Genomic DNA, 23,563 nt, shown 5'->3' with positions numbered 1-23,563 from the left:
CACTGTGGACAGAGAGCTGTTCGGTCGTGAGGCAGTCCTCGACGGCCTCGCGCCACGGCTCGTAGGGCTGCCTCCCCGCGGGTTCCAGAAGGTGCCGTTCGAGCACCGCGACGACGTCCCCGCCGTCGTGCTGACCGGCGGTCGCGGCATGGGCAAGACCGCCGTGCTGAAGCGGCTGCACAGCGGCTACAAGCAGCGCACCCCGGTGGCCCTGATCGACTGCGAGCGACCGCAGTTCGCGGACCGGCCCGCGGCGCTCTCGTCGTCCTGGTCACCTGTCACCGAGGCGCTCGCCGAGCTCGGCGAGCAGCTCGCGCCGGCCGTGCACGGCGCCGGCGCCGTCGAGTTCCCGAGGCTCGCGGCCGGGCTGCTGGCCGTGGCGAGTCTCGGCTGGCGGCCGCACGACGACGAGAACATCCTGGCCGAGGGGCTGAGACTCGGCCTGCTCGTCGAGCCGGGTTCGCGCTGGCGCAACCAGACCCGCACCTGGCTCACCAAGGTCGTGGCGAAGTTCGCCGCCATGGCCTCCGGAGTCGGTCCCGGCCTCGACGTGATGGTGGAGGCCACCGTCGAGTCGCTGCTGGACGACCTGTTCAACCGGGGCCAGCGCGCCTCCGCCGAGTGGTACGGCGACTACCCGGGCGCGGGCGGCAAGGCCAAGCGCGGGCTGACCCTGCTGGCGCTGCACTTCCGGCGCGGCGACGAGCACCGCGTACGGGCCGAGCGGCACCTGGTGGGCGCGCTGCGGGCCGATCTGGAGGCGGCGTACCACGGGCTGGGACGGCTGCGCCGGGTCGGCCGGCCGGTGGTGCTGATCGACAACGCGCAGGCGCCGCTGGGCCGCCGGCTCGTCGAGCCGGTGCTGCGCGACCGCGCCGAGGGCAGGCGCGACCCGGTGGTGCTCTTCGCGGCCCTGCGCGGACACGATCACCCGGCGCTGCGTCATGCCGTACGCCGCACCCTGCCGGAAGTCCGGCACGAGCTGCGGTGGCAGCGCGGTCAGGAGATCGCGTCGGGAGCGGTGGCCGTCGAGCTGACCCCGCTCGAACCGGAGCACGTACGGCAGTTCCTCGACCTGACGGACGTACGTCAGATGGCCCATCCGAAACTCGCGCGGGCCGTGCACCGGCTCACCGGCGGGCGGCCGCTGGGCGTCGATCTGCTGGCGCGCGCCGCCGGCCAGGACGCACACCCGGAGCGGTTCACGCCCGCCTCCCTGCTCGCCGCGCCCGTCACCCTGCGCGAGGACAGCGAGGGGCGGGCCGTCGCCGCCGAGCTGCTGGCCCGGCTGGTGCCGGCGTCGCGGCTGGACTGGCTCACCGTGCTCGCCCCCGCGCACGACGTCCCCTCGGCCGAGGCGCTGGCCGCCTCCCGGCTGCCGGGCGAGGAGGGGCGTACGGGACTGGCCGCCGTACGGGACGTGCGGACGCTGCTCCTCGACGAGCACTGGACGCAGAGCCCGGACCACTTCGTGGGCGACGCGTTCCTGCGGACGCTGCTCCTGCACCGCCTGCGGCACGGCGACCGGGACTTCGCCCGCTGGCGGGCGGTCCACGAGACGCTGCGCACCCACTACGGCGACGGCCCCCGGCGGCACCACCACGAACTGGCGCTGGGGACGACGGAGGGGGCGGTGACGTATCTGCGGGAGACCTTCGCGCACTCCGACGCCCGCGTCTGGCTGGACGAGCTGCGCTTCATCGCGTCCGCGCCGTACTTCGACGAGCCGGACGAACGGCGTTCCGTGGCGCTCGGCCGATCCGGCGGCGGCGCGCCGCCCGGCGTGGACGCCACGCTCCATCCGCGGATCCGCCGCCTGCTGTTCGCGGTGTGGCAGCTGACCGATCCGCTGGCCCTTCCGGACGACGAGGTGACCGAGAAGATGGGGTACGAGCTGGGGCTCCTTTCGGAGCTGCACAGTTCCGGCAACGAGATCCTCTGGCAGGCGTCCCGTTCATGGCCGCAGGCTGTGCGCGAGTGGCGGCCGCTGAGCGGCGCGGGAGGTCCGGCATGACGGAGTGGCTGCGTCGCGTCTTCTGGTTCACACCGTTGCGCAAGGGACTGACGGTACTGCTGGTGCTGGCGGTGGCCGGCGTCGCGGTGTACGGCGGTTACCGCGTCCTCAACCCCGACCTGTCCTGCGCCGAGGGCGTGGCCCGCCCCGAGGAGGGCGCAGAGTGCGTCGGGGTGTCGGGCGACGGGTACGCGTTCGAGGTGGACGCGCTGAAGCAGGTCGCCGCCGCGATCGCGCGGGAGAACGACCGGCTGGAGGGCGACTACGCGACGGTGGCGCTCATGCTGCCGCTCACGTCCACCGACAGCGGCATGCGCACCAAGATCGTGCAGGAGGTCCAGGGCGCGTACCTGCGGCAGCACTCCGCCAATCACGACTCGAACGACGAACTGCCGAAGATCCGGCTGGTGCTGGCCAACACCGGCATGGGCAACGGCCACTGGCGCACGACGGTCGAGGCGCTCAAGGGCATGGTGGACGCGCCGCACCACCTGCGCGCGGTGTCCGGGGTCGCCACCAGCAGCGCCGAGACCAAGGCCGCCGTGAAGGAGCTGACCGGCGCGGGCATTCCGGTGGTCGGCACCACCATCACCGCCGACGACATCGCCAACGGGCCCGGCGGAGACCCGTATCCGGGGCTCGCCCGCGTGTCGCCCACCAACGGGGACGAGGCACGCGCCATCGCGCGGTTCGGCAAGGTCGACGCCGAGAAGGCCGTACTGGTCCAGGACACCCGCCCCGGCGACCACTACACGGCCACGCTGCGGAAGGCGTTCGCGGACCTGCTCGCGGACGCGCCGTACGAGCCCCAGCTCTTCACCTCGCCGCCCGACCCCACCGAGGAGGGCTCCACCCCGAACACGTTCCGGCAGATCACGCTGCTGCTGTGCGACACCCGCGCGGACACGGTGTACTTCGCCGGGCGCCACACCCAGCTGCGGCAGTTCGTCAACGCGCTGGGCAAGCGCGGCTGCCAGGACCGGAAGTTCACCGTCCTCACCGGTGACGAGGGGTCCTACCTGGGAGCGGACGACAAGCTCGACAAGGGGGCCCTCGCGCGGAAGGTCAGCGTCCGGTACGCCGCGCTGGCGCACCCGGACGCCTGGACGAAGCCCGGCGCGCCCCGGACCGGCGGGTCGAAGGCGGACTACGCGACCTTCGCCGGCCTGCTCGCGCGGGCGGCGCAGCCGGACATGGGGCCGATCGGTCCCACCTCGCTCACCGACGGGCAGGCGATCATCGCGTACGACGCCATGTCGACCGCCGTGCAGGGCATCCGGGAGGCGACCCCGGCGGGCGCGAAGCTGCCGCGGCTCGGTGACGTCGTCACGCAGTGGCCGCAGACGAAGGCGTCGCTGAAGGTGGAGGGCGCCAGCGGCTGGATCTGCCTGGACAACCACGGCAACCCGTACAACAAGGCGGTCCCCATCGTGGAGCTGGCTCGCGACGGCACGCCCCGGTTCGTCGAGATCGCATGGCCCGAGGGCAAGCCCCCGGCTCAGGACTGCGTCCCCCCGGCGGCCTCGTAACCGGCGTACAGCTCGCGGTGGCGGTCCGGGATCCACTGTGACCAGTCCCGCGGCCGGCCGCCGAGCGCCTCGACGAGGTACTCGAAGTGCTGGTGCCACCGGGCGAGACGGTCCGCCGGGGCCCGGCCGGCGGACGGGGGCGCCTCGTGGGTGAACCGCAGCACCGTGCTCGCGTGCCCCAGGGTGGGCTCCAGGTGAAAGCGGATGCGCCCCTGCCCGCCGAGGGTGTACTCGGCGACGTGCTCGACGTCCCAGGCGGTGACCGTGCCGCGCTCGGACGCGGCGTCCCCGTGGCCGGGGTGCGGCCACCGCAGGACGACGGCCCCGCCCAGCCGGGGCTCCAGCGCGTCCGCCGCCGCCAGCCAGTTCCGCAGGCCCTCGGGGGTCGCGACGGCGGGCCAGACCTCGTGCGCGGGATGCGGGAGGCGCAGCGTGAACCGCACCGCGTCCGTGCCGTCGTGGGGCTCGGTGCCGCCGCGGCCGATCACATCGGTCATACCTCCAGCGTCCCTCCGCGCGGTACCCCGCGCACCCGCTGGCGGCCGGGTCAGACGCCCGCGTACGAGTGCTTGCCGGAGAGGAAGATGTTGACGCCGTAGTAGTTCCACAGCCAGCAGCCGAACGCGAAGAGCGCCAGGTAGGCGGCCTTGCGCCCCTTCCAGCCGGCCGTCGCGCGAGCGTGCAGGTAGCAGGCGTACGCGACCCAGGTGATGAAGGACCAGACCTCCTTGGGGTCCCAGCCCCAGTAGCGGCCCCACGCGTCGCCCGCCCAGATCGCGCCCGCGATGATCGTGAACGTCCACAGCGGGAAGACGGCGGCGTTCACGCGGTAGCTGAACTTGTCCAGCGTGGCGGCCGACGGGAGGCGCTCCAGGACCGAGGACGCGAAGGAGCCCGGCTCGCCGCCGCCGGCGAGCTTCGCCTCGTACGCGTCGCGGAAGAGGTAGAGCAGCGTGCCGACCGCGCCGAGGTAGAACACCGCGCCGCAGAAGATCGCCGTGGAGACGTGGATCCACAGCCAGTACGAGTCGAGCGCCGGGACGAGCTGGTCGCTGTCCGTGTAGAGCCACTTCGTGGCGATGCCGAGGTCCAGCAGGACCGTGGTGACCAGCGGCAGGCCGGCCCAGCGGACGTTCTTCCCGGCGGCCAGGAGGGCGAGGAACACGCCGACGACCACCGTGGAGAAGGTGATCGAGAACTCGTACATGTTGCCCCACGGCGCGCGCTGCACCGACAGGGCGCGGGCGACGACGCCGCTCGCCTCGACGAGGAAGGCGAGCGTGGTGAGCGAGACGGCGACCCGTCCGTACAGGTCGCCCTTCTCGGTGCCGCCGGCGGCGCCGGGGCCGTCGGGGACGTCACGCGTCCCGGCGGCGGAGCGGGTGACGACCTTCGGCTTGTCGAGGACGGTGGTGGAACCGCCGGCCCGCACCGTCACCGCCGGGGCCGCCGCGTTCGCGCCCCGCGCGGTCAGCGCGGCGGCGGTGCGGCCGACCTTGCTGCGGCTGCCGAAGACCCATTCGGCGATGAACGCGAGGAAGGCCAGCGTGTAGACGGCCATCGACGAATAGATCAGCACGTTGCTGATGTGGGCGAGGTTCTCGTTGGTCTCGGCCGCGAGATTCACGCGCGGACTCCTTCGACAGGTTCAGCGGGATCAGGTGCCGTCGGCGCCTGTGAATTGAGCGTTGCGGCCAGGTCGGCCAGTTCCTCGGGAAGCTTCGAGGACTCACTTCGGCCGAGTCCGGCCATCTCGACGACGGTGACGCCGTCCTCCCCCCGTACGGCCCGGACCCAGATCCGGCGGCGCTGGATGAACAGCGAGCCGGCGAGCCCGGCGATCGCGGCGACGGCGCCCACGAGCGCCGTCATGGTGCCGGGCTGCTGCGAGATCTGGAAGGTCGCCCACTCCTGGACGCCCTCCTCGAACGTGATGGAGCCCGCGCCGTCCGGCAGCTTCATGGTCTCGCCGGGCAGCAGCCGCTGCTTGAGGTCGGCGCCCCGCTCGTCCTTGAACGCCTTCATCTTCCGCTTGTCGAGCTGGTACACGTTCTGCGGCAGACCCGCGTCGACGCCGAGGCTGCCGTGGAACGCGTTGAGCGCGAGGACGGGGAAGTCGAGACCGGGGTACTGCGAGAGCATCGTGCCCTTGCCCGCGCCCGCGAACGTCGGCACGAAGAACGCCTGGAAGCCCAGCTGGTCCTTCTTGCCGTTCTTGTCGCGGTAGCCGTCCATCACCTTGATCGCACCGGACGAGGTGACGTTGGAGTCCATGGGCAGCAGCGGCACCGCGCCCTTGAAGACCTCCTTGCCCCGGCCGTCGCGGACGGTGACGACGGGGGCGTACCCGTGGCCGATGAGGTGGACCTTGGAGCCGTCGACCTCCAGCGGCTTGTTGACCTCGATCACGGTCTTCTTCTCGGCGCCGTCCGCGCCCTCGGAGTACGTCACGTGCGCCTCGTACGTCCGGGGCGTGCCGCGCTGAGGGCCGGTGCGCTCGTACGTCCCGACGAACTTGTCCAGCCGGAAGCTGAACGGCGCCAGGTCGTGCTCCTTGTCGAAGAGCGACCCCGACTTGAAGTCGTCGTACTGCGTGAGCGTGTTGGCGAAGCCGCCGCCCTGCACGATCAGCTTGCCGCCCTCGGACTTGAAGAGCTGCCCTGCGGCGAAGGACACCAGCATCACGATGAGCGCCAGGTGGAAGACGAGGTTCCCGGCCTCGCGCAGGTAACCCTTCTCGGCGGCGACCGCGTCGCCGGCGGCGTGGGAGCGGAAGCGGCGCCGCTTCAGCATCGCCAGCGCGGCCTCGCGGACCTGCTCGGGCTCGGTCTCCGTACGCCAGGTCGTGTACGCCGGAAGCCGCGTCAGGCGGCCCGGCGCGCCCGGCGGGCGGCTGCGGAGCTGGCCGACGAACTGCCACGTGCGGGGGACGATGCAGCCGATGAGGGAGACGAACAGCAGGATGTAGATCGCGGAGAACCACACCGAGCTGTAGACGTCGAAGAGCCCGAGATCCTCGTAGAGCGGCGCGAGCGTCTCGTGCGCCGCCCTGAACTCCTCCACCTTCGTCTCGTCCACGGAGGTCTGCGGGACGAGCGACCCCGGGATCGCGCCCAGGGAGAGCAGGAAGAGGAGGATCAGCGCGACCCGCATCGACGTCAGCTGCCGCCAGAACCAGCGCGCCCATCCGCTCGTCTCGCGCCAGGCCCAGGCGGCGCGGCCGGCGATGCCGGGCTCCATCACGCCGCCGAAGGAGCCGGGGACAGCCCGTTCCTGGGGGGCGGTGGAGAGCTGGGCGCCGGCTTCGCCGAGTTCCCGCTCGTCGGCGGCGGTCGCGGCCGCGTCGCCGGTCGTCTCGGTCTTGCTCATGGAACTCAGATCCCCACCGTGAAGCTGTCCGTCCAGCCCTGCATGTCCTGAATGATGCCGTTCCAGATCCCCGTGACGAGCAGGATGCCGGTCGCGATCATCATCAGTCCGCCGATGCGCATCACCCAGGCGTAGTGCTTCTTGACCCACGAGAACGCGCCGAGCGCCCGCCGGAACGCCATCGCGGCGAGCACGAAGGGCACGCCGAGGCCGAGGCAGTACGCGACGGTCAGTATCGCCCCGCGTCCCGCGCTCGCCTCGGTGAACGAGAGCGTCGTGACCGCGCCCAGCGTCGGACCGGTGCACGGCGCCCAGCCGATGCCGAAGAGAGCGCCCAGCACGGGCGCTCCCGCGAGTCCCGCCGCCGGCCGCTTGTGGAAGCGGAATTCGCGCTGGGTGATCCAGGGCATCAGCCCCATGAAGAAGAGGCCCATGAGGATCATCAGGCCGCCGAGCACCCGGGACAGCGTCTCCTGGTGCTCCTGGAGCGTCTGGCCGAAGTAGCCGAAGAGCGCCCCGGTCGAGACGAAGACGGCGGTGAAGCCGAGCACGAAGAGGGAGGCGCCCGCGACCATGCGCCCGCGCCTGGCCTCCGCGAGGTCGGTACCGCTGATCCCGGTGACGTACGACAGATATCCCGGTACGAGCGGCAGCACGCAGGGAGAGAAGAAAGAGACGAGACCGGCGGCGACGGCGATCGGCAGAGCGAGAATCAGGGCACCGCTCAGAACCGTCGGGTTCGGGTCGGTGATCGCGGCGGCGAGAATGCTCACAGGGTCACTTCTCCGCGATCAGCGGGTCGATCATCTGGCGCAGCTTCTTTTCGTTGAGGGCGGTCAGCGAGCGCGCCGCGATCCTGCCCTCACGGTCGATCACGATGGTCGACGGAATGGCCTGCGGATGCAGACTGCCCTTGGGGAAACGCAGCAGGAGCTTGCCGATCGGGTCGTAGAGGCTGGGGTACTCGACGCCGTAATCCTCTTCGAACTTGATCGCGGGCTGCGTGGAGTGGTCACGCGTGTTGATGCCGACGAACTCGACGCCCTTGTCCTTGGTCTCCTTGGCGACCTTCGCGAAATGCGGGGCCTCCGCCCGGCAGGGCGGACACCACGAACCCCAGACGTTCATGACGACGACCTTGCCCTTGAAGTCGCCGACGTCGAGCTTCTCGCCCTGGAGGGTCTCGCCGTCGAGCTTGGGGGCGTCCTGCCGCTCCCCCTCGGCGACGGTGGAGATGCCGCCGGCGGCGGTCACGAAGTTCGTGCCGCTCGACTTCGACGATTCGGTGCCGCCGCCTCCGCACGCGGTCAGGGCGAGCGCGCCCGCGATCACGACGGCGCCCGCCGACGTGGCGCGGCGGGTGCGGTGCGAGCGGCGGCGGAGGGCGCGGCTGAGGCTCATGTGAAAAGTTTCGCATGGGCGTTCCAGTGATCTTCCGCGCCCCCCGCGGTGCCCGTAAAGCCCCTTGTCAAGACGCCTTAAGGAAAGACTTCCAGCCGCCCGCCGGGGACTGTCCGACTTCGAGGGAACGGAGCTTGTCGAGCACCTTCGGGTCCTGCACGTCGAGCCAGTCGCAGAACTGCCGGAAGGAGACCAGGCGCACGTCCTTCTTGCCGGCCATGCCCTTGATCGCTTCTTCGACGGCGTCCATGTAGATTCCGCCGTTCCACTGCTCGAAGTGGTTGCCTATGAAGAAGGGCGCGCGATTGCTTTCGTACGCCCGGCGGAAACCGGCGAGATAGGCGTCGGTCGCCTGCTTCTTCCAGCCGGGGTAGCGCGACGGCATGCCCTGGGTGGAATTCTTCGACTGGTTGGCGAGGATGTTGTAGTCCATCGACAGCACCTCGAAGGAGTGGCCGGGGAACGGCATGGCCTGCAGCGGCAGGTCCCACAGACCGCCCCGCTTCACGGGCCACATCTGGCGGCCGCCGGGCGAGCTGGCGTCGTAGCGCCAGCCGAGCTTCTTCGCCGTCGGCAGCAGGTTGTCCTGGCCGAGCAGGCAGGGCGTGCGGCCGCCGACGAGCTCCTTCTCGTAGTCGAAGGGCAGCGGGTCGAGGTCGGTCCAGCCGCTGTTGGTCTTCCACTGGGTGACGAACGACTTGGCCTGGGCGGTCTCGTTCTCCCACTGGGCGGGCGTCCAGTTGCCGACGGTGCCGGACCCGGCGCAGAAGTGGCCGTTGAAGTGGGTGCCGATCTCGTGGCCCTCGAGCCACGCCTGGCGGACGTACTTCAGCGTGTCCTTGATGTGGTCGTCGGTCAGGTAGCCGATGTCGGACGCGCCGACCGGGTTGTTCGGCGGCTTGTAGAGGCTCTGCTTCGACTCGGGCAGCACGTAGATCCCGGAGAGGAAGAACGTCATCGCCGCGTCGTGGTCCTTGGCGAGCTTGAGGAAGCGCGGGAACAGGCCGTTGCCGACCTCGCCCGCCCCGTCCCAGGAGAAGATCACGAACTGCGGCGGGGTCTCGCCGGGCTGGAGCGGGACCGGCTTGTCCGGCTGGTTCGGCTGCTTGCCGGTGTCGGCCGTCGAGCCGTCGCCTATCAGCCGTATCTCGTCAGGGGTCCCGTCGGGCGACGGCGCGCCGCCGCCCTTGCCGGAACCCGTCCCCGTCAGCCCGGGGGCGCCGCAGCCGGCCATGCCGACCGCGGCCGCCGCCCCGAGTCCCAGTCCGAGCAGACCCCTTCGACTCATGTCCCGCATACCCGTCGCCCCATCCGCGCTCGTCGTCCCCGTTGACGTCCGCCGGTCGTACAAACGGACAATGAGTAAGAGGCGGTGGTGAGGAAACGGGTTCCGGAGAACCGGCACATTCTTGCCAGCGGCGGCCGGAATGCGGGGTTGTTACGCGCCGAATGCCTTCGCTTTACCCTTTACGGGCTTGGCGCCGGCCAGCAGGTGCGCCGGTACGAGATCGCGGGCCGGCTCGCTGTAGCCGACGGACACGATCTTGTCGCCCTCGAAGGTGAACGACGTGAGCGAAGCGAGCGTGCACTGCCGCTTGCGCGGGTCGTGCCACAGCCGCCGCCGCTCGACGAAGCTGCGCAGCGTCCAGATCGGCAGCTGATGGCTGACGGCGACCGCCTCGTGCCCGCGCGCCGCGTCACGCGCGGCGTTCAGCGCGCCCATCATCCGTACGACCTGCTCGATGTACGGCTCGCCCCACGACGGCTGGAACGGGTTCGTCAGGTGCTTCCAGTTCGCCGGCCTGCGCAGCGCCCCGTCACCGACTCCGAAAGCCTTGCCCTCGAAGACGTTCGCCGCCTCGATCAGCCGCTCGTCGGTGGCCAGGTCCAGGCCGTGCGCCTTGGCGATCGGCGTCGCCGTCTCCTGGGCGCGCTCCAGGGGCGACGCGACGACGTGGGTGACGTCGCGGGCCGCGAGGTGCTCGGCGACGCGGTCGGCCATCTGCCGGCCGAGCTCCGAGAGGTGGTACCCGGCGCGGCGCCCGTACAGCACACCGTCCGGATTGTGCACTTCGCCGTGGCGCACGACGTGGACGACGGTGGTCTCGCTCATGCCGTGGCCTCCGCTGCGGCGCGGGCGGCGGCGGGCAGCGCGGCGGCGATGCGCTCGACGGCCCGTGCGTCGTGGGCGGTGGACACGAACCAGGACTCGAAGGCGGACGGCGGCAGGTAGACGCCGTCGGCCAGCATCGAGTGGAAGAAGGCGTTGAAGCGGAAAGCCTCCTGCTTCCGCGCGTCGTCGTAGTCGCGCACCTCGTCGGCCGTGAAGAACACGGAGAACATGTTGCTGGCCGTCTGCAGGCGGTGCGAAACGCCTTCCTTGGCCAGCGCCGCGGTGACCAGCTCCTGGATCTCCCGCGACACCGCGTCGACCTTCGCGTACGCCCCGTCGTCCAGCAGCCGCAGCTGCGCGAGGCCGGCGGCGGTCGCGACCGGGTTTCCGGAGAGTGTGCCCGCCTGGTAGACGGGGCCCGCCGGCGCGAGGTGCGCCATGACGTCGGCGCGTCCGCCGAAGGCCGCGGCCGGGAAGCCGCCGCCCATGACCTTGCCGAAGGTCATGAGGTCGGGTGCGACGCCGTCGACGCCGTACCAGCCGGCCTTCGACGTACGGAAGCCGGTCATGACCTCGTCGGAGATGTAGAGCGCGCCGTCGGCCCGGCACAGGTCCCGGAGCCCGGCGTTGAACCCCTCGCCCGGCGGGACGACGCCCATGTTGCCGGGCGAGGCCTCGGTGATGACGCAGGCGATCTCGCCGGGGTGGGCGGCGAAGGCGGCCCGTACGGCGTCGAGGTCGTTGTACGGCAGGACGATCGTGTCGCCGGCCTGAGCGCCCGTCACGCCGGGCGTGTCCGGCAGCGCGAAGGTCGCAAGGCCCGACCCGGCGGCGGCGAGGAGCGCGTCCACGTGGCCGTGGTAGCAGCCGGCGAACTTCACGACCTTCGCGCGGCCGGTGAAGCCGCGGGCGAGGCGGATGGCCGACATGGTCGCCTCGGTGCCGCTGGAAACGAGCCGTACCTGCTCGACCGGCGCGACCCTGGCGACGATCTCCTCGGCGAGCGCGACCTCGCCCTCACCGGGCGTACCGAAGGACGTGCCGCGGGCGACAGCCTCCTGAACTGCGGCGATGACCTGGGGGTGGGAGTGGCCGAGGATCATCGGCCCCCACGAGCACACGAGGTCCACGTACTCGCGGCCGTCGGCATCGGTGAGGTACGGACCGGAACCGGACACCATGAACCGGGGCGTACCGCCCACGGCGCGGAATGCGCGGACCGGAGAGTTCACGCCGCCGGGCGTCACGAGGGACGCGCGGTCGAAAAGCGTCTGCGAAACTGGGGCGTCATAGGGGAAGCTCACACAAGCCATGGTGTCAGAGGCTCCGACGGTCTTGCGGACCGGTGTTTCACCGCACGGCCGTGGGGGAGGTCACTGACACGATGATCGGGTTGCGCGGCCGTGGCCGCGAGTGGTCGGGTGGAGATATGCATCGCGGTGGCGGAGTGGGCGAGGGGACCGACGACCTGGGTCCCGAGCGGGCCCAGGGGGGCCGGCATCGGCGTGAGCGCGAGCGGGAACGCGGAGCGAGGGCGGCGGACAGGCGCGAGGCGAACGCGAGCGCGAAGGCGGACACGGGAAACAGGAGTGGCCGGGTGGGGGTGACCTACAAGTACTTCGGCGCTCCGAACGGAGCCACCGCGGCCCGTGTGCCGATCTCGATGCGCCCGGAGGAGCTGGGCGGCGACGAGCTCGGCATGGGCGGCATGTTCACGAAGATCAAGCCGGAGACGGTGGCCGCGATGGTCCTGACCGGCATCGAGGGCATACCTCTGCACAAGGTCCCGCCGCTCGAACTGGTCGTGCTCCACCCCGACTACGCGGTGGTCAAGCTGCCCATGACGGTCGTCGACCCGCTGCGCGGCATCGGCGAGGAGTCGGTGGGCGCGGCGGCCTTCATCTGGTCGACGGTCCCCGACCGCGGCGGGCCGCGCGACGCGTTCAACGTCTACCAGCTCCTGCACGAGTGGCAGGACTTCAGCCACCGGCTGCACGAGGCGGGCCACCAGCCGTACTGCCTGGTCTGGCCCTGACGCGGCCGGGCCTGCCGGCCCGGAGGCCCCACGCCCCGCGCCGCGAGTGGGGGACGCACAACCTTGTGCACACCTCGTAGGTCTTCACCGGTGACCACGGTCGTGGTCGCGCCTACGAGGAGACTGTCATTCCCGCCATACGCAAGACCCTGACCGCCGCCGCAGTCGCCGTTGTCGCCCTGGCGGGTACCTCCGCCTGCGGCACCGTGGAGAACCTGACCGCCGGACAGAAGCTGGACCGCGCCTTCGACAAGCTCGGCAAGGAGCACTCGCTCTCCTTCGAGCTGGACCTGGACGCCGACGCCGCGACGCTGAAGGCGATGGATGCCGCGTCGAAGCCCGAGGACAAGATGCCCGACGAGGTCGCCGAGCTGATCAGCGGAGCGCGGATCTCCGTCTCCATGCGGTCCAGGAAGCCGGTCGCGGAGTCCGGCGAGAAGGACTTCAGCGCCATGGCGATGAAGTTCGGCGGCCCGGACGGCGACCTGCTCGAGTACCGGGTGGTCGGTGACTACACCTACTTCCGCGCCGACGTGGCCGAGCTCGGGAAGGCGGCGGGCAACCCGGTGCCGTCCGCCGACGAACTGCCGGACAGCGCCGGAGCGTTCAAGAAGGTGCTGGCCGGCGAGTGGGTCAAGGTCGCGACGAAGGAGCTCGAGGAGACCCGCGACCTGGTGGAGGAGATGGACGCCCCTGAAGGCAGGAAGCCCTCGGCGGAACCCACGCTCGACGCCAAGACGCAGAAGAAGCTGGTGAAGGCCCTGCGGCAGGTCGTCACCCGGGAGGTCGTCTTCAAGACCGGCGGCGGGGCGGACGGCACCGAGCACATCAAGGCCACGGCGCCCTTCCGCACGCTGATGACCGAGCTGATCGACGAGCTGCGCCCGCTGTCGAAGGAGCTGCCGCCGGGCACCGAACTGCCCACGGCCAAGGAGCTCGAGGACGTACCGAACAAGAAGGTCACGGCCGACTTCACGCTCAGGAACGGCGCGCTGACCGAGGTGTCCGTGGACCTGGCCGCGCTGGCCGAGAACGCGAAGGTCAAGAAGTTCGCGCTGGTGGTGCGCATGGGCGAGGGCCGGGAGGCCAAGGCCCCGGCCGGAGCCACCGAAGTGAGGATGGACGAGCTGATGGACGGCTTCTTCCAGGGGGGCGCGGCCGACGCGTTCGCGGAGGACGACCAGAGCTGACGCACGGGACGGCGGGCGGCGGGCGCGGGCAGCCCCGAGGGTGATCTTTCGATCAAAAGTCGGCCTGCCCGCACCCCTCGTATGATCTTCAGAAGTCTCCCCGGCGTGCCGATGCATCGGACATCGACACTGAAGGAGGCCCGGCATGGGCGACATTCTGACGGCCCTCGCCATACCGGCCCTGTTGTGCGCGAGCGGTCTCTACGCCGCGGGCTCCTGCTGGTGGCGCAGGCGGCACCCCGCCCCGCCGCCCTACTCGCAGAGCGCCGCCCGGCTCGCGGAGCTCGACCTGCTGGCGGTCACCGAGGGCATCATCCGGGAGTCGTGGGCGGAGCTGGACGACCTCTACCGCGCCCCCGCGTCGGAGTCCGGGGCCGGATCGCCCCGCCCGTGACGCCGGAGCCCGCGCGGCGCCCGCGCGGCACCCTGTGTTCACCGGCCAAAAGCCCTGGATGCGGCGTACGCCCCGATGGCATGCTGGCGGCGTGAACGGACCGGAGATCCACCTCAGCGTCGCCCCCGAACTGCACCTCTTCGTCGCGGCGGACCGGCGCGGCGGGGCTACGGCCGTGACCACCGACGGAGCCTCGTCGCTCGGCCACGTCGTCGAGTCGCTCGGCGTCCCGCTCACCGAGGCGGGACGCCTGCTCGTCGACGGCCGCGAGGTGCCGGCGTCGCACGTCCCGGCTGCCGGCGAGAGCGTCGAGGTGCACGCGGTCCGGCGCCCGCAGCAGGTACCGGGGGCGCCGCTGCGCTTCCTGCTCGACGTTCATCTGGGCACGCTGGCGCGGCGGCTGCGGCTGCTCGGCGTCGACGCGGCGTACTTCAGCGAGGACATCGGCGACCCGGCACTCGCCGCCTACTCGGCGCGCGACCGGCGCGTACTGCTGTCGCGGGACCGGGGGCTGCTGCGGCGCCGCGAGCTCTGGGCCGGTGCGTACGTCTACAGCGACCGGCCCAAGGAGCAGCTCGACGACGTGCTGAGCCGGTTCGCGCCCGCCCTGTCCCCCTGGACGCGGTGCGTGGCCTGCAACGGCGATCTCAGGGACGCCACGAAGGAGTCCGTGAGCGGCTTCCTGGAGGACGGCACGGAGCGCTCGTACGACGTCTTCGCGCAGTGCACGGCGTGCGAGCGGGTCTACTGGAACGGCGCGCACCACTCCAGTCTGCAGACGATCGTCGACGACGCCCTGCGCGCGTACGACGCCGCCCGGGACCAGCGGCAGGCTTCCTGAGCCCCCCGGCCGGCGGCTCCCGTCGCCGCCCCTACGGCCGCTCCGCCGTCAGATACCGCTGCACGGTGGGCCCCAGCCAGTCGACGATCTCCTGACGGGTCATCTCCACGGCGGGCGGCAGACGCAGCACGTACCGGGCCATCGCCATGCCGAGTATCTGGGACGCCACCAGCGCGGCACGGCGCGGCGCCTCTTCGGGGACCGGGCTCACACCGGCCGCGACCGGACCGAGCTGCTCGCGGAACACCGCCCGCATGCGCTCCGCCCCGGCGGCGTTGGTGACGCCGACCCGCAGCAGAGCGGTCAGCACCTCGTCGGCCTCCCACCGGTCGAGGAAGTGCTCGACCAGGACGGCCCCGACATGCCGGCCCGGCAGCGCGGCCAGCTCGGTCAGCCGTTCCAGATCCGGCATGCGCAGGTCGAACTCGGAGGCGGCGGCGAACAGTCCCTCCTTGTTGCCGTAGTAACGCATCACCATCGACGGGTCGATCCCGGCGTCGCGCGCGATGGCGCGGATGGTGGCGCGCTCGTACCCGTCGGCCGCGAACCGCTCGCGGGCGGCGCCCAGGATCGCCGCCTTCGTGGCGTCGGACCGACGGCGCGGCGGAGCTTCGGAAGCAGGCGAGTCACTCATGCCAACAACTGTAGGCCCACATACGTTGGTGCGCCAGTGCCGCCCTCCCCGCCGCGCCGAGCGCCGAGCAGCGCGCACGGCCGGGGCCGGAGCGCGGCAGCGGTCCCGCCCGCGCCCGGCGCGGCCCGCCCGTCCCCTCACCCCCCGCACCCCACGTGGCACGCTGAGCGCATGACCGTCGCCCGCTCCGCCGCCCTCTTCGTCGTCGCCGCCCTGTTCGAGATCGGCGGCGCCTGGCTGGTCTGGCAGGGGGTACGCGGCGGACCCCACGGCCAGGGCCGGGGCCTCCTGTGGACCGGCGCCGGCGTCGTCGCCCTCGGCGCGTACGGCTTCGTGGCCACCCTCCAGCCCGACGCCGAGTTCGGCCGCATCCTCGCCGCGTACGGCGGGGTGTTCGTCGCCGGGTCCCTGGCCTGGGGCATGGTTGCCGACGGCTACCGCCCCGACCGCTGGGACGTCGCCGGCGCCCTCGTCTGCCTCGCCGGGATGGCCCTCATCATGTACGCACCACGCTCTCGCTAGCCTGTCTCCATGTCTACGCCTATCGCCGTCATCACCGGAGCGAGCAGCGGAATCGGCGCCGCCACCGCGCGCCGACTGGCCGCCGCGGGCTACCGCGTCGTGCTCACCGCCCGCCGCAAGGACCGCATCGAGGCCCTGGAGGCGGAGCTCACCGCCGCCGGCCACCAGGCGACGGCGTACGCGCTGGACGTCACCGACCGCGCGGCGGTCGACGAGTTCGCCACCGCGTTCCGCACCCTCGCTGTCCTGGTCAACAACGCCGGCGGCGCGCTCGGCGCGGACCCCGTCGCCACCAGCGACCCCGCCGACTGGCGCCAGATGTACGAGACCAACGTCATCGGCACTCTCAACCTCACCCAGGCCCTGCTCCCCGCCCTCACGGCGAGCGGCGACGGCACGGTGGTCGTCCTCTCCTCCACCGCCGGCCACGGCACGTATGAGAACGGCGGCGGCTACGTGGCCGCCAAGCACGGCGCGCACGTCCTCGCCGAGACGCTCCGGCTGGAGATCGTCGGCACGCCCGTCCGCGTCATCGAGATCGCGCCCGGCATGGTGAAGACCGAGGAGTTCGCCACCACCCGCTTCCGCGGCGACGCCGACAAGGCCGCCAAGGTCTACGCGGGCGTGGCCGAGCCCCTCACCGCCAACGACGTGGCGGAGACCATCACCTGGGCGGTCACCCGCCCCAGCCACGTCAACATCGACCTGCTGGTGGTCCGCCCCCGCGCCCAGGCCTCCAACACCAAGGTCCACCGCGAGCTCTGACCGCCCGCCCCCGGCGGGCGTGGCCGGGGTCGCACGCGTCGCGAGCGGCCCGCGACGGGAATTGCCACCCGTCGCGGGCCGCCCCACGAGAGGCCCCGGCGACCGCTACGTACCGCCGCTCTGGTCGCGGGCCTCGCCCGCCACCGTCCGGCCGGACTCCCGGGCCTGGTCGGCGACCTGACCCGCCTGGTCGCGCGCCTGCTCCTGCGTCGTACGGGCTGCCTCGGCGGCGGTCTCCTTGACCTCCTGGACCGCCTGCTGCGCCGCCTGCGCGGCGTCGTCCTTCAAATGCTGCGCGGACTCGGCCGCCGCCTGCTTGACCGGCTCGATGGCCCCACCGGCCCGGTCCGCCAGCTGGGCGGCCGCCTGCTGCTCGGCCTGCGAGCTCGGCAGCATGGAACCGGCCAGCAGCCCCGCGCCGAAGGCGATCACACCGGCGGCCAGCGGGTTGCCCTCGGTCTGCCGCATCGCCTGCTCGGGCGCGTTCCTGACCGCTTCGCCCGCCTGCCCGGCCGTCTGGCGCACGGTGTCGGCCGCCTGCCCGGCGCCTTCCTGCACCGACTGGGCTGCCTGCTGCGTACGGTCCTGGGCCAGGCCCTTGGTGTGCGAGGCGCTGCCCATGACCCGCCGCCGCACGCCCGACACCGCGCCACGCACCCGGCGGTTGCGCCGGCGCGCCATCCGGCGGGGGCTCGTACGGTCGGCCAGCCGGTCCACGTCGGCGGACAGCCTCTCCCGCGTCGTCTCGATGTCAGCCCTTACTTGGTCGGGTGACGTGCCCATTGCGCGTCCTCCTTCAGTGTCTGCACGGTCCGTTCCGGCTTCGGCGAAACCCTGCGCATCCGCGAGCGGCCCATCACGAACAGGACGGCGCCGATCACGGCCCACACCCCGGTGACGATCAGCGCGGCCCAGCCGGCGTCCATCAGGTTGGCCAGGCCGAACACGGCCGCCAGCGAAGCGAAGAGCGCCACCATGTACCCGGCGAAGCCCGCCCCGCCGAACATCCCCGCGGCCTTGCCCGCCTTGCCGGCCTCCTCACGGATTTCGAGCTTGGCCAGCTCCATCTCCTGCCGGAAGAGGAGCTGTACGTCCGAGGTGACCTCCGACAGCAGCTCACCCACCGAGCTGTTCTGCCCCCGCTTGTGGGGAGCCGGTGTGTACGTCGCCATCCCTCACACCTCCGGTGTTCCCGGCAGCCCCGCCCAACCGGGCGCCTGAGCCGTTCGGCCGTCGGTCTCCGGCGGCGGGACCTGCACCGGCGGATCCTGCGGGAACCCGGCGGCGTCGCCGCCCATCCGGCTGCCGCCGTCTTCGCCCGCCCGTATGCCGCCGTCGCCGCGCGCCCGGCTGCCGCCGTCGCCGCCGGCCTGGGCCTTGCCTGCCTTGGCCAGCCGTCCGACGGCCAGGCCGGCCAGCGCCGCACCGCCCAGGAATGCCCCGGGCCGACGCCGCGCGAATCCGCGCACGTCCTCCACGACGCCGCCCAGACCGTGACTGTCCAGGTAGTCGGCCGCGCGGTGGCCCCCGTCGGCCGCCTGCGTCACCAGGCTGCGCACCGGCGAGTCTCCGGGCGCGTTCTGGGCCATCCCGTCGAGGTCGTCCGCCCACTTCCGCAGCGTGCCCACCGCTCGTTCGGCCTGGCCCTGCACCTCTTCGTTCACGCGCCCGCGCAGGTCGCGCGCCGCCGTACCGGCCTGGTGCTTGGCCTCCCCGGTGACGGCCTTGGCCTGCTGAGCAACCGAGCCGGCAACCTCACCCGCGGCCTGCTTGGCCTGGCCGGCTGTGACCGATGCCTCCTCTTTCGCTGTCTGCCCGGCCTGCTGGACACGCCCGGCACCGCCATTCGCGGACACACCACTCATGGATTCCACCTTCTCCGGGGACGCGCGAGACCGGTCGGTACGCCCGGGGCCCTCGCGCCGTGCCCCATGTCTCTCGTGCTGGCTGGGACATCCTCCGGGTAACCCCCGACACACGCCGCAAACAACCCAAAAGCCACATTTAAAATCCACACGGGCCCACAGCCGGCCGGAGACCGGGGGCGGAGCCCCACCGCGCTCGCCCCGCACCGGGCTCCAGCCCCCACCCGCTTCCGCTTCCGCCGGCGCTTCCGGGCACGCGGAAGGCCCCGGCAACCACAACCGGGGCCTTCCGCTCTCCGCGTCCGGGCTCCTCAGCCCTTGACGCAGATGACCTGCTTCAGCTTCGCGACGACCTCGACGAGGTCCCGCTGCTGATCGATGACCTGCTCGATCGGCTTGTACGCCGCCGGGATCTCGTCCACGACGCCGGAGTCCTTGCGGCACTCCACGCCCCGCGTCTGCTCCTCCAGGTCCCGCGCCGTGAAACGCCGCTTCGCCGCCGTGCGGCTCATCCGGCGTCCGGCGCCGTGCGAGGCCGAGTTGAACGACTTCTCGTTCCCCAGCCCCTTCACGATGTACGAGCCCGTGCCCATCGAGCCCGGGATGATCCCGAAGTCCCCGGACCCCGCGCGGATCGCCCCCTTGCGGGTGACCAGCAGGTCCATGCCGTCGTAGCGCTCTTCGCTGACGTAGTTGTGGTGACAGGAGATGACCGGGTCGAACGTCACCCGGGCCTTCTTGAACTCCCGCCGGACCACGTCCTGGAAGATCCCCATCATGATCGCGCGGTTGTACTTCGCGTACTCCTGCGCCCAGAAGAGGTCGTTGCGGTACGCCGCCATCTGCGGGGTGTCCGCGATGAAGACCGCCAGGTCACGGTCGACCAGGCCCTGGTTGTGCGGCAGCTTCTGCGCCTGCCCGATGTGGTACTCGGCGAGCTCCTTGCCGATGTTCCGCGAGCCGGAATGCAGCATCAGCCAGACGGAGTCGTCCGTGTCCAGACAGAACTCGACGAAATGGTTTCCGCTGCCCAGCGTTCCCATCTGCTTCGTGGCGCGCTCCTGACGGAACTTGACCGCGTCGGCCACCCCGTCGAACCGCCCCCAGAAGTCGTCCCAGCCGGAGGTCGGGAAGCCGTGCAGCCGTCCCGGGTCGACCGGGCTGTCGTGCATCCCGCGGCCCACCGGAATCGCCTGCTCGATCTTCGACCGGAGCCGCGAGAGATCACCCGGAAGGTCGTTCGCCGTGAGTGACGTTTTCACCGCCGACATGCCGCAGCCGATGTCCACCCCCACTGCCGCCGGGCACACCGCGCCGTGCATCGCGATCACCGAGCCGACCGTGGCCCCCTTGCCGTAGTGGACGTCCGGCATCACGGCGAGGCCCTTGATCCAGGGCAGCGTGGCCACGTTCTGCAACTGCTGCATCGCGCCGCCCTCGACCGTCGCCGGGTCGGCCCACATCCGGATCGGCACCTTCGCGCCGGGCACCTCTACGTACGACATAGCTCCTCAATTCCCCCGTATTGCCCATACCGCAAAAATGCCACCTAGCACCGCGGAAAAGACAGCGGACCGGCATGGTGGCCAGTGCGTGCGATACACATTGTGTCCACCGGCCGCCCTCGCGCGGCAACCGCATTTCTGATCGAAGGGAGCCTGGGACCGTGCAGCGAAAGGTGTACGTCACCGGCGTCGCGCTCCTCGCGGCGCTCACCGCCGGCTGCACCGGCGGCTCCGGTACCGACGACCCCGCCACCGACGACAAGGCGGGCGAGGCGAACACCTCCGTCGCCGCCCCGGGCAAGTACCGCACGCTCCGCGAGCCCTGCGGCGCCGTCGACCGCGGCCTTCTGCGCGACCTCCTGCCGGGCGCCACGACGCTCCCCGAGAAGCAGCAGGAGAAGGCGTACGACGGCACCCCCGCCGTCACGTACGACACGGACCGGCGCGTCGGCTGCCGCTGGAAGGTGGACTCCCCCGGCGCCACCCACCACCTCAAGGTCGACTTCGAGCGCGTGGTCTCGTACGACGCCGACGTCAGCGACGACGACCGGGCGGAGGAGGTCTACGCGAAGCAGGAGTCCGCCGCCGACCTTCCCGCGCCCACCGAGAGCCCGGAAGAGGGCGAGGACACGGAGGACGGCGAGGGCGGGTCGAGCGCCTCCCCCGGCACCGGCGACTCCCCCACGGCCTCCGCCTCCGAGGCCGGCGCGAAGCCCGACGCCACCTCCGGCCCCGACGGGTCCACGAGCGACCCGGACAGCGGCGCCGGGGGCGGCGCGGGCGTCCAGACTCCCCCCGAGGGCCTCGAGCCCCGCATCCTCGCCGACCTCGGCGACACCGCCTTCCTCGACGACGCCCTCGTCCGCTCCGGGTCGACCGCCCAGCGTCGTACCGTGAGCGTGGTGTTCCGTACGTCGAACGTCATCGTGACCGTCCAGTACAGCGAGCAGCCCGCCCTGACCACCGATGTCCCCGACAGCAAGGAACTGCAGGAGAAGACGCAGGCCGTGGCCCGCAGGCTCGCCGAGCAGTTCAACGACTAGCCGGCCGGCCGACCCGGACGATCAGCCACGCGCCGATCGCCCGCCGGCCGGCAGGCGCCTCAGTCGATCAGCCTCCATGAGTGAAGGAACCATGCACCGATCAGCCCCGCGACTCTCTCGCATACTCGCCTGCGCAGCCGTCCCGGTGATGCTCGTCGCCGCCGGCTGCTCCTCGGACTCCGAAGGCGACAAGGACACGTCACCCTCGGCGAGCGCCTCGCCCTCGGTGTCGGCCAAGCCCACCGTGAAGCCGGCCGCGTTCTCGGAACTCCCCGAGCCGTGCGACGCGATCAAGAAGAAGACGGTCTCCTCGCTGGTGCCCGAGGCGAAGGACACATCGGGTACGGCGGACAAGTCGAACGACGTGTCCACGCGCGGCGGCTGCTCCTGGAACGGCCTGGACAGCAAGGGCGTCGACGGGTCGCAGTACCGCTGGCTGTCCGTCTCCTTCATGCGGTACGACTCCGACCAGTCCCGCGGCCCCGGCGACAAGCTCGCCGAGGAGTACTACACGAAGCAGGTCGACGGCGCGAAGGCGGCCGACGGTGCGAAGAAGACCGAGGCCAAGCCCGCCGCCGGCATCGGCGACGAGGCGACGGCGGTCACATACGACCTGCGCAAGACGGACGCGGACTTCAAGTACGCAACGGTCGTGACACGTACGGAGAACGTCGTCGTCACGGTCGTCTACAACGGCGCCGGCTACCAGGGAGCCAAGTCCCCCAAGGGCGCCGACCTGCTGAAGGACGCCGAGAAGGCGGCCAAGGAGGCGGCGGCCTCGGTCACCGCAGCCAACAAGTAGCGCCTGAGCCGCGCCCAGCAGGAAGCGGTACGAACCCCCCGATCCAGGACATTTAACGGAGCCCGGCCTTCCCCTTGGGGGCCGGGCTCCGCCCCTACCCGCGCAACGCGGCCCGCACACATGTGCCAGGCTGACCCCCGCCAGGTCCGACGTAACGGGAGGGGATCGCGGGTGGCCGCGATGCAGTTGACACGCACGCACCGCATATTGATCGGTGTCGTCGTCGCGGGAGCGGTGGTGATCGCCGCGATCGGTTTCGCCGGTTCGTACGCCGCCGTGCGCGAACTCGCCCAGGAGAAGGGTTTCGGGGACTTCTCGCTGGTCTTCCCGATCGGCATCGACGCGGGCATCTGCGTCCTGCTGGCCCTGGACCTCCTGCTGACCTGGATGCGGATCCCCTTCCCCCTGCTCCGCCAGACGGCGTGGCTGCTGACGGCCGCGACGATCGCCTTCAACGGCGCGGCGTCGTGGCCCGATCCGCTGGGTGTCGGCATGCACGCCGTCATCCCGGTCCTGTTCGTCGTCTCGGTGGAGGCGGCGCGGCACGCGGTCGGCCGGATCGCCGACATCACGGCCGACAAGCACATGGAAGGCGTACGCCTCACCCGCTGGCTGCTCTCGCCCCTGCCGACGTTCAGGCTGTGGCGCCGCATGAAGCTGTGGGAGCTGCGCTCCTACGAGCAGGTCATCAAGCTGGAGCAGGACCGCCTCATCTACCAGGCGCGGCTCCAGGCCCGGTTCGGGCGTGCGTGGCGGCGCAAGGCGCCGGTCGAGTCGCTGATGCCGCTGCGGCTCGCGAAGTACGGCGTCCCGCTCGCGGACACCGCCCCGGCGGGCCTGGCCGCGGCCGGCATCGAGCCGGCGCTGCTGCCTCCGGCCCCGGAGACGGAATCCCGGCCCCAGCAGCTCCAGCAGCTCCAGGACTCGCGCGAGCCCCACGAGCCGCAGCAGCTCCGGGCGCTGCCCGCCCGGGAGCCGGCGGCGCAGCCCTACCCGGACGAGGAGTGGCCGCAGGAGGCCCCCGAGGCGGACGACCACTACGCCGAGGGCGCCCCCGAGGAGGAGGAGCAGGGCCCCGGCTCGCACTCCAGCCCCTGGTTCGCCGCGCCGCTGCCGCCGCAGGCCGCGCAGGAGGCGGCGTACGCCAACGGGTACGACCCGCAGTACGCCGAAGCTCCCGAGCCGGCCCCCGTGATGGTCCCGTCGGGCCCCGGCCGCACCCGCCCCCTGGGCGGCATTCCGGGCCCGCGCCACGAGCAGGCCCCCCAGGCGCGGTACGAGGAGGCGGAGCACGAGGAGCCGTACGACCCCGAGGCGTGGTACTACGGCGCGTTCCGCAAGTACGTGAGCGAGAACCAGTCCATGCCCACTGCCCGCGAGTTCGGCTCCTACCTCCAGGACCTGGGAGCCGAGCCCCCGACCCCGCCCGAACTGACCGACTACACGAAGCGCTTCGAGATCCGCTACCAACAGGACCTGGACGCCGAACACATCGCGTAACACGCCGACCGGACGCCCTGCGACCAGGTGCCCCACCCCTG

General features: G+C 71.7%; 24 protein-coding genes. 11 read left to right on the top strand and 13 right to left on the bottom strand.

Translation table 11 applies throughout. The features are described 5' to 3' along the window. Nucleotides 1-4 precede the first annotated feature (4 nt). On the top strand, nucleotides 5-2,014 hold the full coding sequence (locus tag AC07FK_RS28690; protein ID WP_479107864.1) for a hypothetical protein: 2,010 nt from the start codon (nucleotides 5-7) through the stop codon (nucleotides 2,012-2,014). Continuing rightward, on the top strand, nucleotides 2,011-3,543 hold the full coding sequence (locus AC07FK_RS28685) for an ABC transporter substrate-binding protein (protein WP_479107863.1): 1,533 nt from the start codon (nucleotides 2,011-2,013) through the stop codon (nucleotides 3,541-3,543). Before AC07FK_RS28690 ends, AC07FK_RS28685 begins: the two co-directional genes overlap by 4 nt. Here the strand turns inward: AC07FK_RS28685 and AC07FK_RS28680 are convergent. The 8 genes from AC07FK_RS28680 to hemL all read right to left on the bottom strand — a co-directional run bounded on the left by AC07FK_RS28680 (nucleotide 3,513) and on the right by hemL (nucleotide 11,739). Next, nucleotides 3,513-4,040, bottom strand: a complete 528-nt coding sequence (locus AC07FK_RS28680) for an SRPBCC domain-containing protein (protein WP_479107862.1) — start codon at nucleotides 4,038-4,040, stop codon at nucleotides 3,513-3,515. The two genes, AC07FK_RS28685 and AC07FK_RS28680, sit on opposite strands and share 31 nt — an antisense overlap. 50 nt (nucleotides 4,041-4,090) lie before the next feature. Then, nucleotides 4,091-5,170: a c-type cytochrome biogenesis protein CcsB gene (ccsB, locus tag AC07FK_RS28675; protein WP_479107861.1), complete on the bottom strand. Its 1,080-nt coding sequence runs from the start codon at nucleotides 5,168-5,170 to the stop codon at nucleotides 4,091-4,093. Continuing rightward, nucleotides 5,167-6,912, bottom strand: coding sequence for a cytochrome c biogenesis protein ResB (resB, locus tag AC07FK_RS28670; protein ID WP_479107860.1), 1,746 nt, complete (start codon nucleotides 6,910-6,912; stop codon nucleotides 5,167-5,169). The genes ccsB and resB overlap by 4 nt, the downstream gene beginning before the upstream one ends. A 5-nt stretch (nucleotides 6,913-6,917) precedes the next feature. Beyond that, nucleotides 6,918-7,679 carry a cytochrome c biogenesis CcdA family protein gene (locus tag AC07FK_RS28665; protein WP_479107955.1) on the bottom strand — a complete coding sequence of 254 codons (762 nt, stop codon included), beginning with the start codon at nucleotides 7,677-7,679 and terminating at the stop codon, nucleotides 6,918-6,920. A 10-nt stretch (nucleotides 7,680-7,689) separates the two neighbouring features. Then, nucleotides 7,690-8,313, bottom strand: a complete 624-nt coding sequence (locus tag AC07FK_RS28660) for a TlpA family protein disulfide reductase (protein WP_479107859.1) — start codon at nucleotides 8,311-8,313, stop codon at nucleotides 7,690-7,692. A gap of 67 nt (nucleotides 8,314-8,380) precedes the next feature. Next, nucleotides 8,381-9,610 carry a polysaccharide deacetylase family protein gene (locus tag AC07FK_RS28655; protein ID WP_479107858.1) on the bottom strand — a complete coding sequence of 410 codons (1,230 nt, stop codon included), beginning with the start codon at nucleotides 9,608-9,610 and terminating at the stop codon, nucleotides 8,381-8,383. 141 nt (nucleotides 9,611-9,751) lie between these two features. Beyond that, nucleotides 9,752-10,426, bottom strand: a complete 675-nt coding sequence (locus AC07FK_RS28650) for a histidine phosphatase family protein (protein WP_479107857.1) — start codon at nucleotides 10,424-10,426, stop codon at nucleotides 9,752-9,754. Then, nucleotides 10,423-11,739 (bottom strand): glutamate-1-semialdehyde 2,1-aminomutase, encoded by a 1,317-nt coding sequence (gene hemL / locus AC07FK_RS28645; RefSeq protein WP_479107856.1) that lies wholly within the window; start codon nucleotides 11,737-11,739, stop codon nucleotides 10,423-10,425. Before hemL ends, AC07FK_RS28650 begins: the two co-directional genes overlap by 4 nt. Before the next feature lie 116 nt (nucleotides 11,740-11,855). Between hemL and AC07FK_RS28640 the strand changes: the two genes are divergently transcribed. The 4 genes from AC07FK_RS28640 to AC07FK_RS28625 all read left to right on the top strand — a co-directional run bounded on the left by AC07FK_RS28640 (nucleotide 11,856) and on the right by AC07FK_RS28625 (nucleotide 14,886). After that, nucleotides 11,856-12,461 carry a hypothetical protein gene (locus AC07FK_RS28640; RefSeq protein ID WP_479107855.1) on the top strand — a complete coding sequence of 202 codons (606 nt, stop codon included), beginning with the start codon at nucleotides 11,856-11,858 and terminating at the stop codon, nucleotides 12,459-12,461. 206 nt (nucleotides 12,462-12,667) lie between these two features. Further along, nucleotides 12,668-13,651: a hypothetical protein gene (locus AC07FK_RS28635; protein WP_479107854.1), complete on the top strand. Its 984-nt coding sequence runs from the start codon at nucleotides 12,668-12,670 to the stop codon at nucleotides 13,649-13,651. 145 nt (nucleotides 13,652-13,796) lie between these two features. Further along, a complete protein-coding gene (locus tag AC07FK_RS28630; RefSeq protein ID WP_479107853.1) occupies nucleotides 13,797-14,045 on the top strand; it encodes a hypothetical protein in 249 nt (82 codons plus the stop codon). 91 nt (nucleotides 14,046-14,136) lie between these two features. Then, on the top strand, nucleotides 14,137-14,886 hold the full coding sequence (locus AC07FK_RS28625) for a Mut7-C RNAse domain-containing protein (RefSeq protein ID WP_479107852.1): 750 nt from the start codon (nucleotides 14,137-14,139) through the stop codon (nucleotides 14,884-14,886). Nucleotides 14,887-14,917: 31 nt separating this feature from the next. Here AC07FK_RS28625 and AC07FK_RS28620 read toward each other — a convergent pair whose 3' ends face one another. Continuing rightward, complete coding sequence (locus tag AC07FK_RS28620; protein ID WP_479107851.1) at nucleotides 14,918-15,520, bottom strand: TetR/AcrR family transcriptional regulator; 603 nt, start codon at nucleotides 15,518-15,520, stop codon at nucleotides 14,918-14,920. A gap of 171 nt (nucleotides 15,521-15,691) precedes the next feature. Here AC07FK_RS28620 and AC07FK_RS28615 point away from each other — a divergent pair, with 171 nt between their 5' ends. Both AC07FK_RS28615 and AC07FK_RS28610 read left to right on the top strand, forming a co-directional pair. Then, the gene (locus tag AC07FK_RS28615; protein WP_479107850.1) at nucleotides 15,692-16,042 is read left to right on the top strand and encodes a YnfA family protein; all 351 of its coding nucleotides are present in this window, start codon (nucleotides 15,692-15,694) and stop codon (nucleotides 16,040-16,042) included. Nucleotides 16,043-16,051: 9 nt separating this feature from the next. Then, the gene (locus AC07FK_RS28610) at nucleotides 16,052-16,807 is read left to right on the top strand and encodes an SDR family NAD(P)-dependent oxidoreductase (RefSeq protein ID WP_479107849.1); all 756 of its coding nucleotides are present in this window, start codon (nucleotides 16,052-16,054) and stop codon (nucleotides 16,805-16,807) included. Between the two features lie 105 nt (nucleotides 16,808-16,912). Here AC07FK_RS28610 and AC07FK_RS28605 read toward each other — a convergent pair whose 3' ends face one another. The 4 genes from AC07FK_RS28605 to AC07FK_RS28590 form a co-directional block, all read right to left on the bottom strand. Then, nucleotides 16,913-17,590 carry a DUF3618 domain-containing protein gene (locus AC07FK_RS28605; RefSeq protein WP_479107848.1) on the bottom strand — a complete coding sequence of 226 codons (678 nt, stop codon included), beginning with the start codon at nucleotides 17,588-17,590 and terminating at the stop codon, nucleotides 16,913-16,915. Continuing rightward, entirely contained in the window at nucleotides 17,566-17,979 is a 414-nt protein-coding gene (locus AC07FK_RS28600) for a phage holin family protein (protein WP_479107847.1), read from the bottom strand. The genes AC07FK_RS28605 and AC07FK_RS28600 overlap by 25 nt, the downstream gene beginning before the upstream one ends. 3 nt (nucleotides 17,980-17,982) lie before the next feature. Further along, nucleotides 17,983-18,672, bottom strand: coding sequence for a hypothetical protein (locus AC07FK_RS28595; RefSeq protein WP_479107846.1), 690 nt, complete (start codon nucleotides 18,670-18,672; stop codon nucleotides 17,983-17,985). A 311-nt stretch (nucleotides 18,673-18,983) separates the two neighbouring features. Next, the gene (locus AC07FK_RS28590) at nucleotides 18,984-20,177 is read right to left on the bottom strand and encodes an RtcB family protein (protein WP_479107845.1); all 1,194 of its coding nucleotides are present in this window, start codon (nucleotides 20,175-20,177) and stop codon (nucleotides 18,984-18,986) included. A 161-nt stretch (nucleotides 20,178-20,338) separates the two neighbouring features. Here AC07FK_RS28590 and AC07FK_RS28585 point away from each other — a divergent pair, with 161 nt between their 5' ends. The 3 genes from AC07FK_RS28585 (at nucleotide 20,339) to AC07FK_RS28575 (ending at nucleotide 23,522) form a co-directional block, all read left to right on the top strand. Beyond that, complete coding sequence (locus tag AC07FK_RS28585) at nucleotides 20,339-21,220, top strand: DUF3558 domain-containing protein (RefSeq protein ID WP_479107844.1); 882 nt, start codon at nucleotides 20,339-20,341, stop codon at nucleotides 21,218-21,220. Between the two features lie 91 nt (nucleotides 21,221-21,311). After that, nucleotides 21,312-22,022 carry a DUF3558 family protein gene (locus AC07FK_RS28580; RefSeq protein ID WP_479107843.1) on the top strand — a complete coding sequence of 237 codons (711 nt, stop codon included), beginning with the start codon at nucleotides 21,312-21,314 and terminating at the stop codon, nucleotides 22,020-22,022. Nucleotides 22,023-22,202: 180 nt separating this feature from the next. Then, on the top strand, nucleotides 22,203-23,522 hold the full coding sequence (locus tag AC07FK_RS28575) for a DUF2637 domain-containing protein (RefSeq protein ID WP_479107842.1): 1,320 nt from the start codon (nucleotides 22,203-22,205) through the stop codon (nucleotides 23,520-23,522). The last annotated feature ends 41 nt before the right edge of the window (nucleotides 23,523-23,563 follow it).

The organism is Streptomyces sp. NPDC046122 (assembly GCF_056429965.1).
The sequence above is the reverse complement of the archived record's forward strand: the minus strand, read 5'-3'. Positions and strand labels throughout refer to the sequence as shown.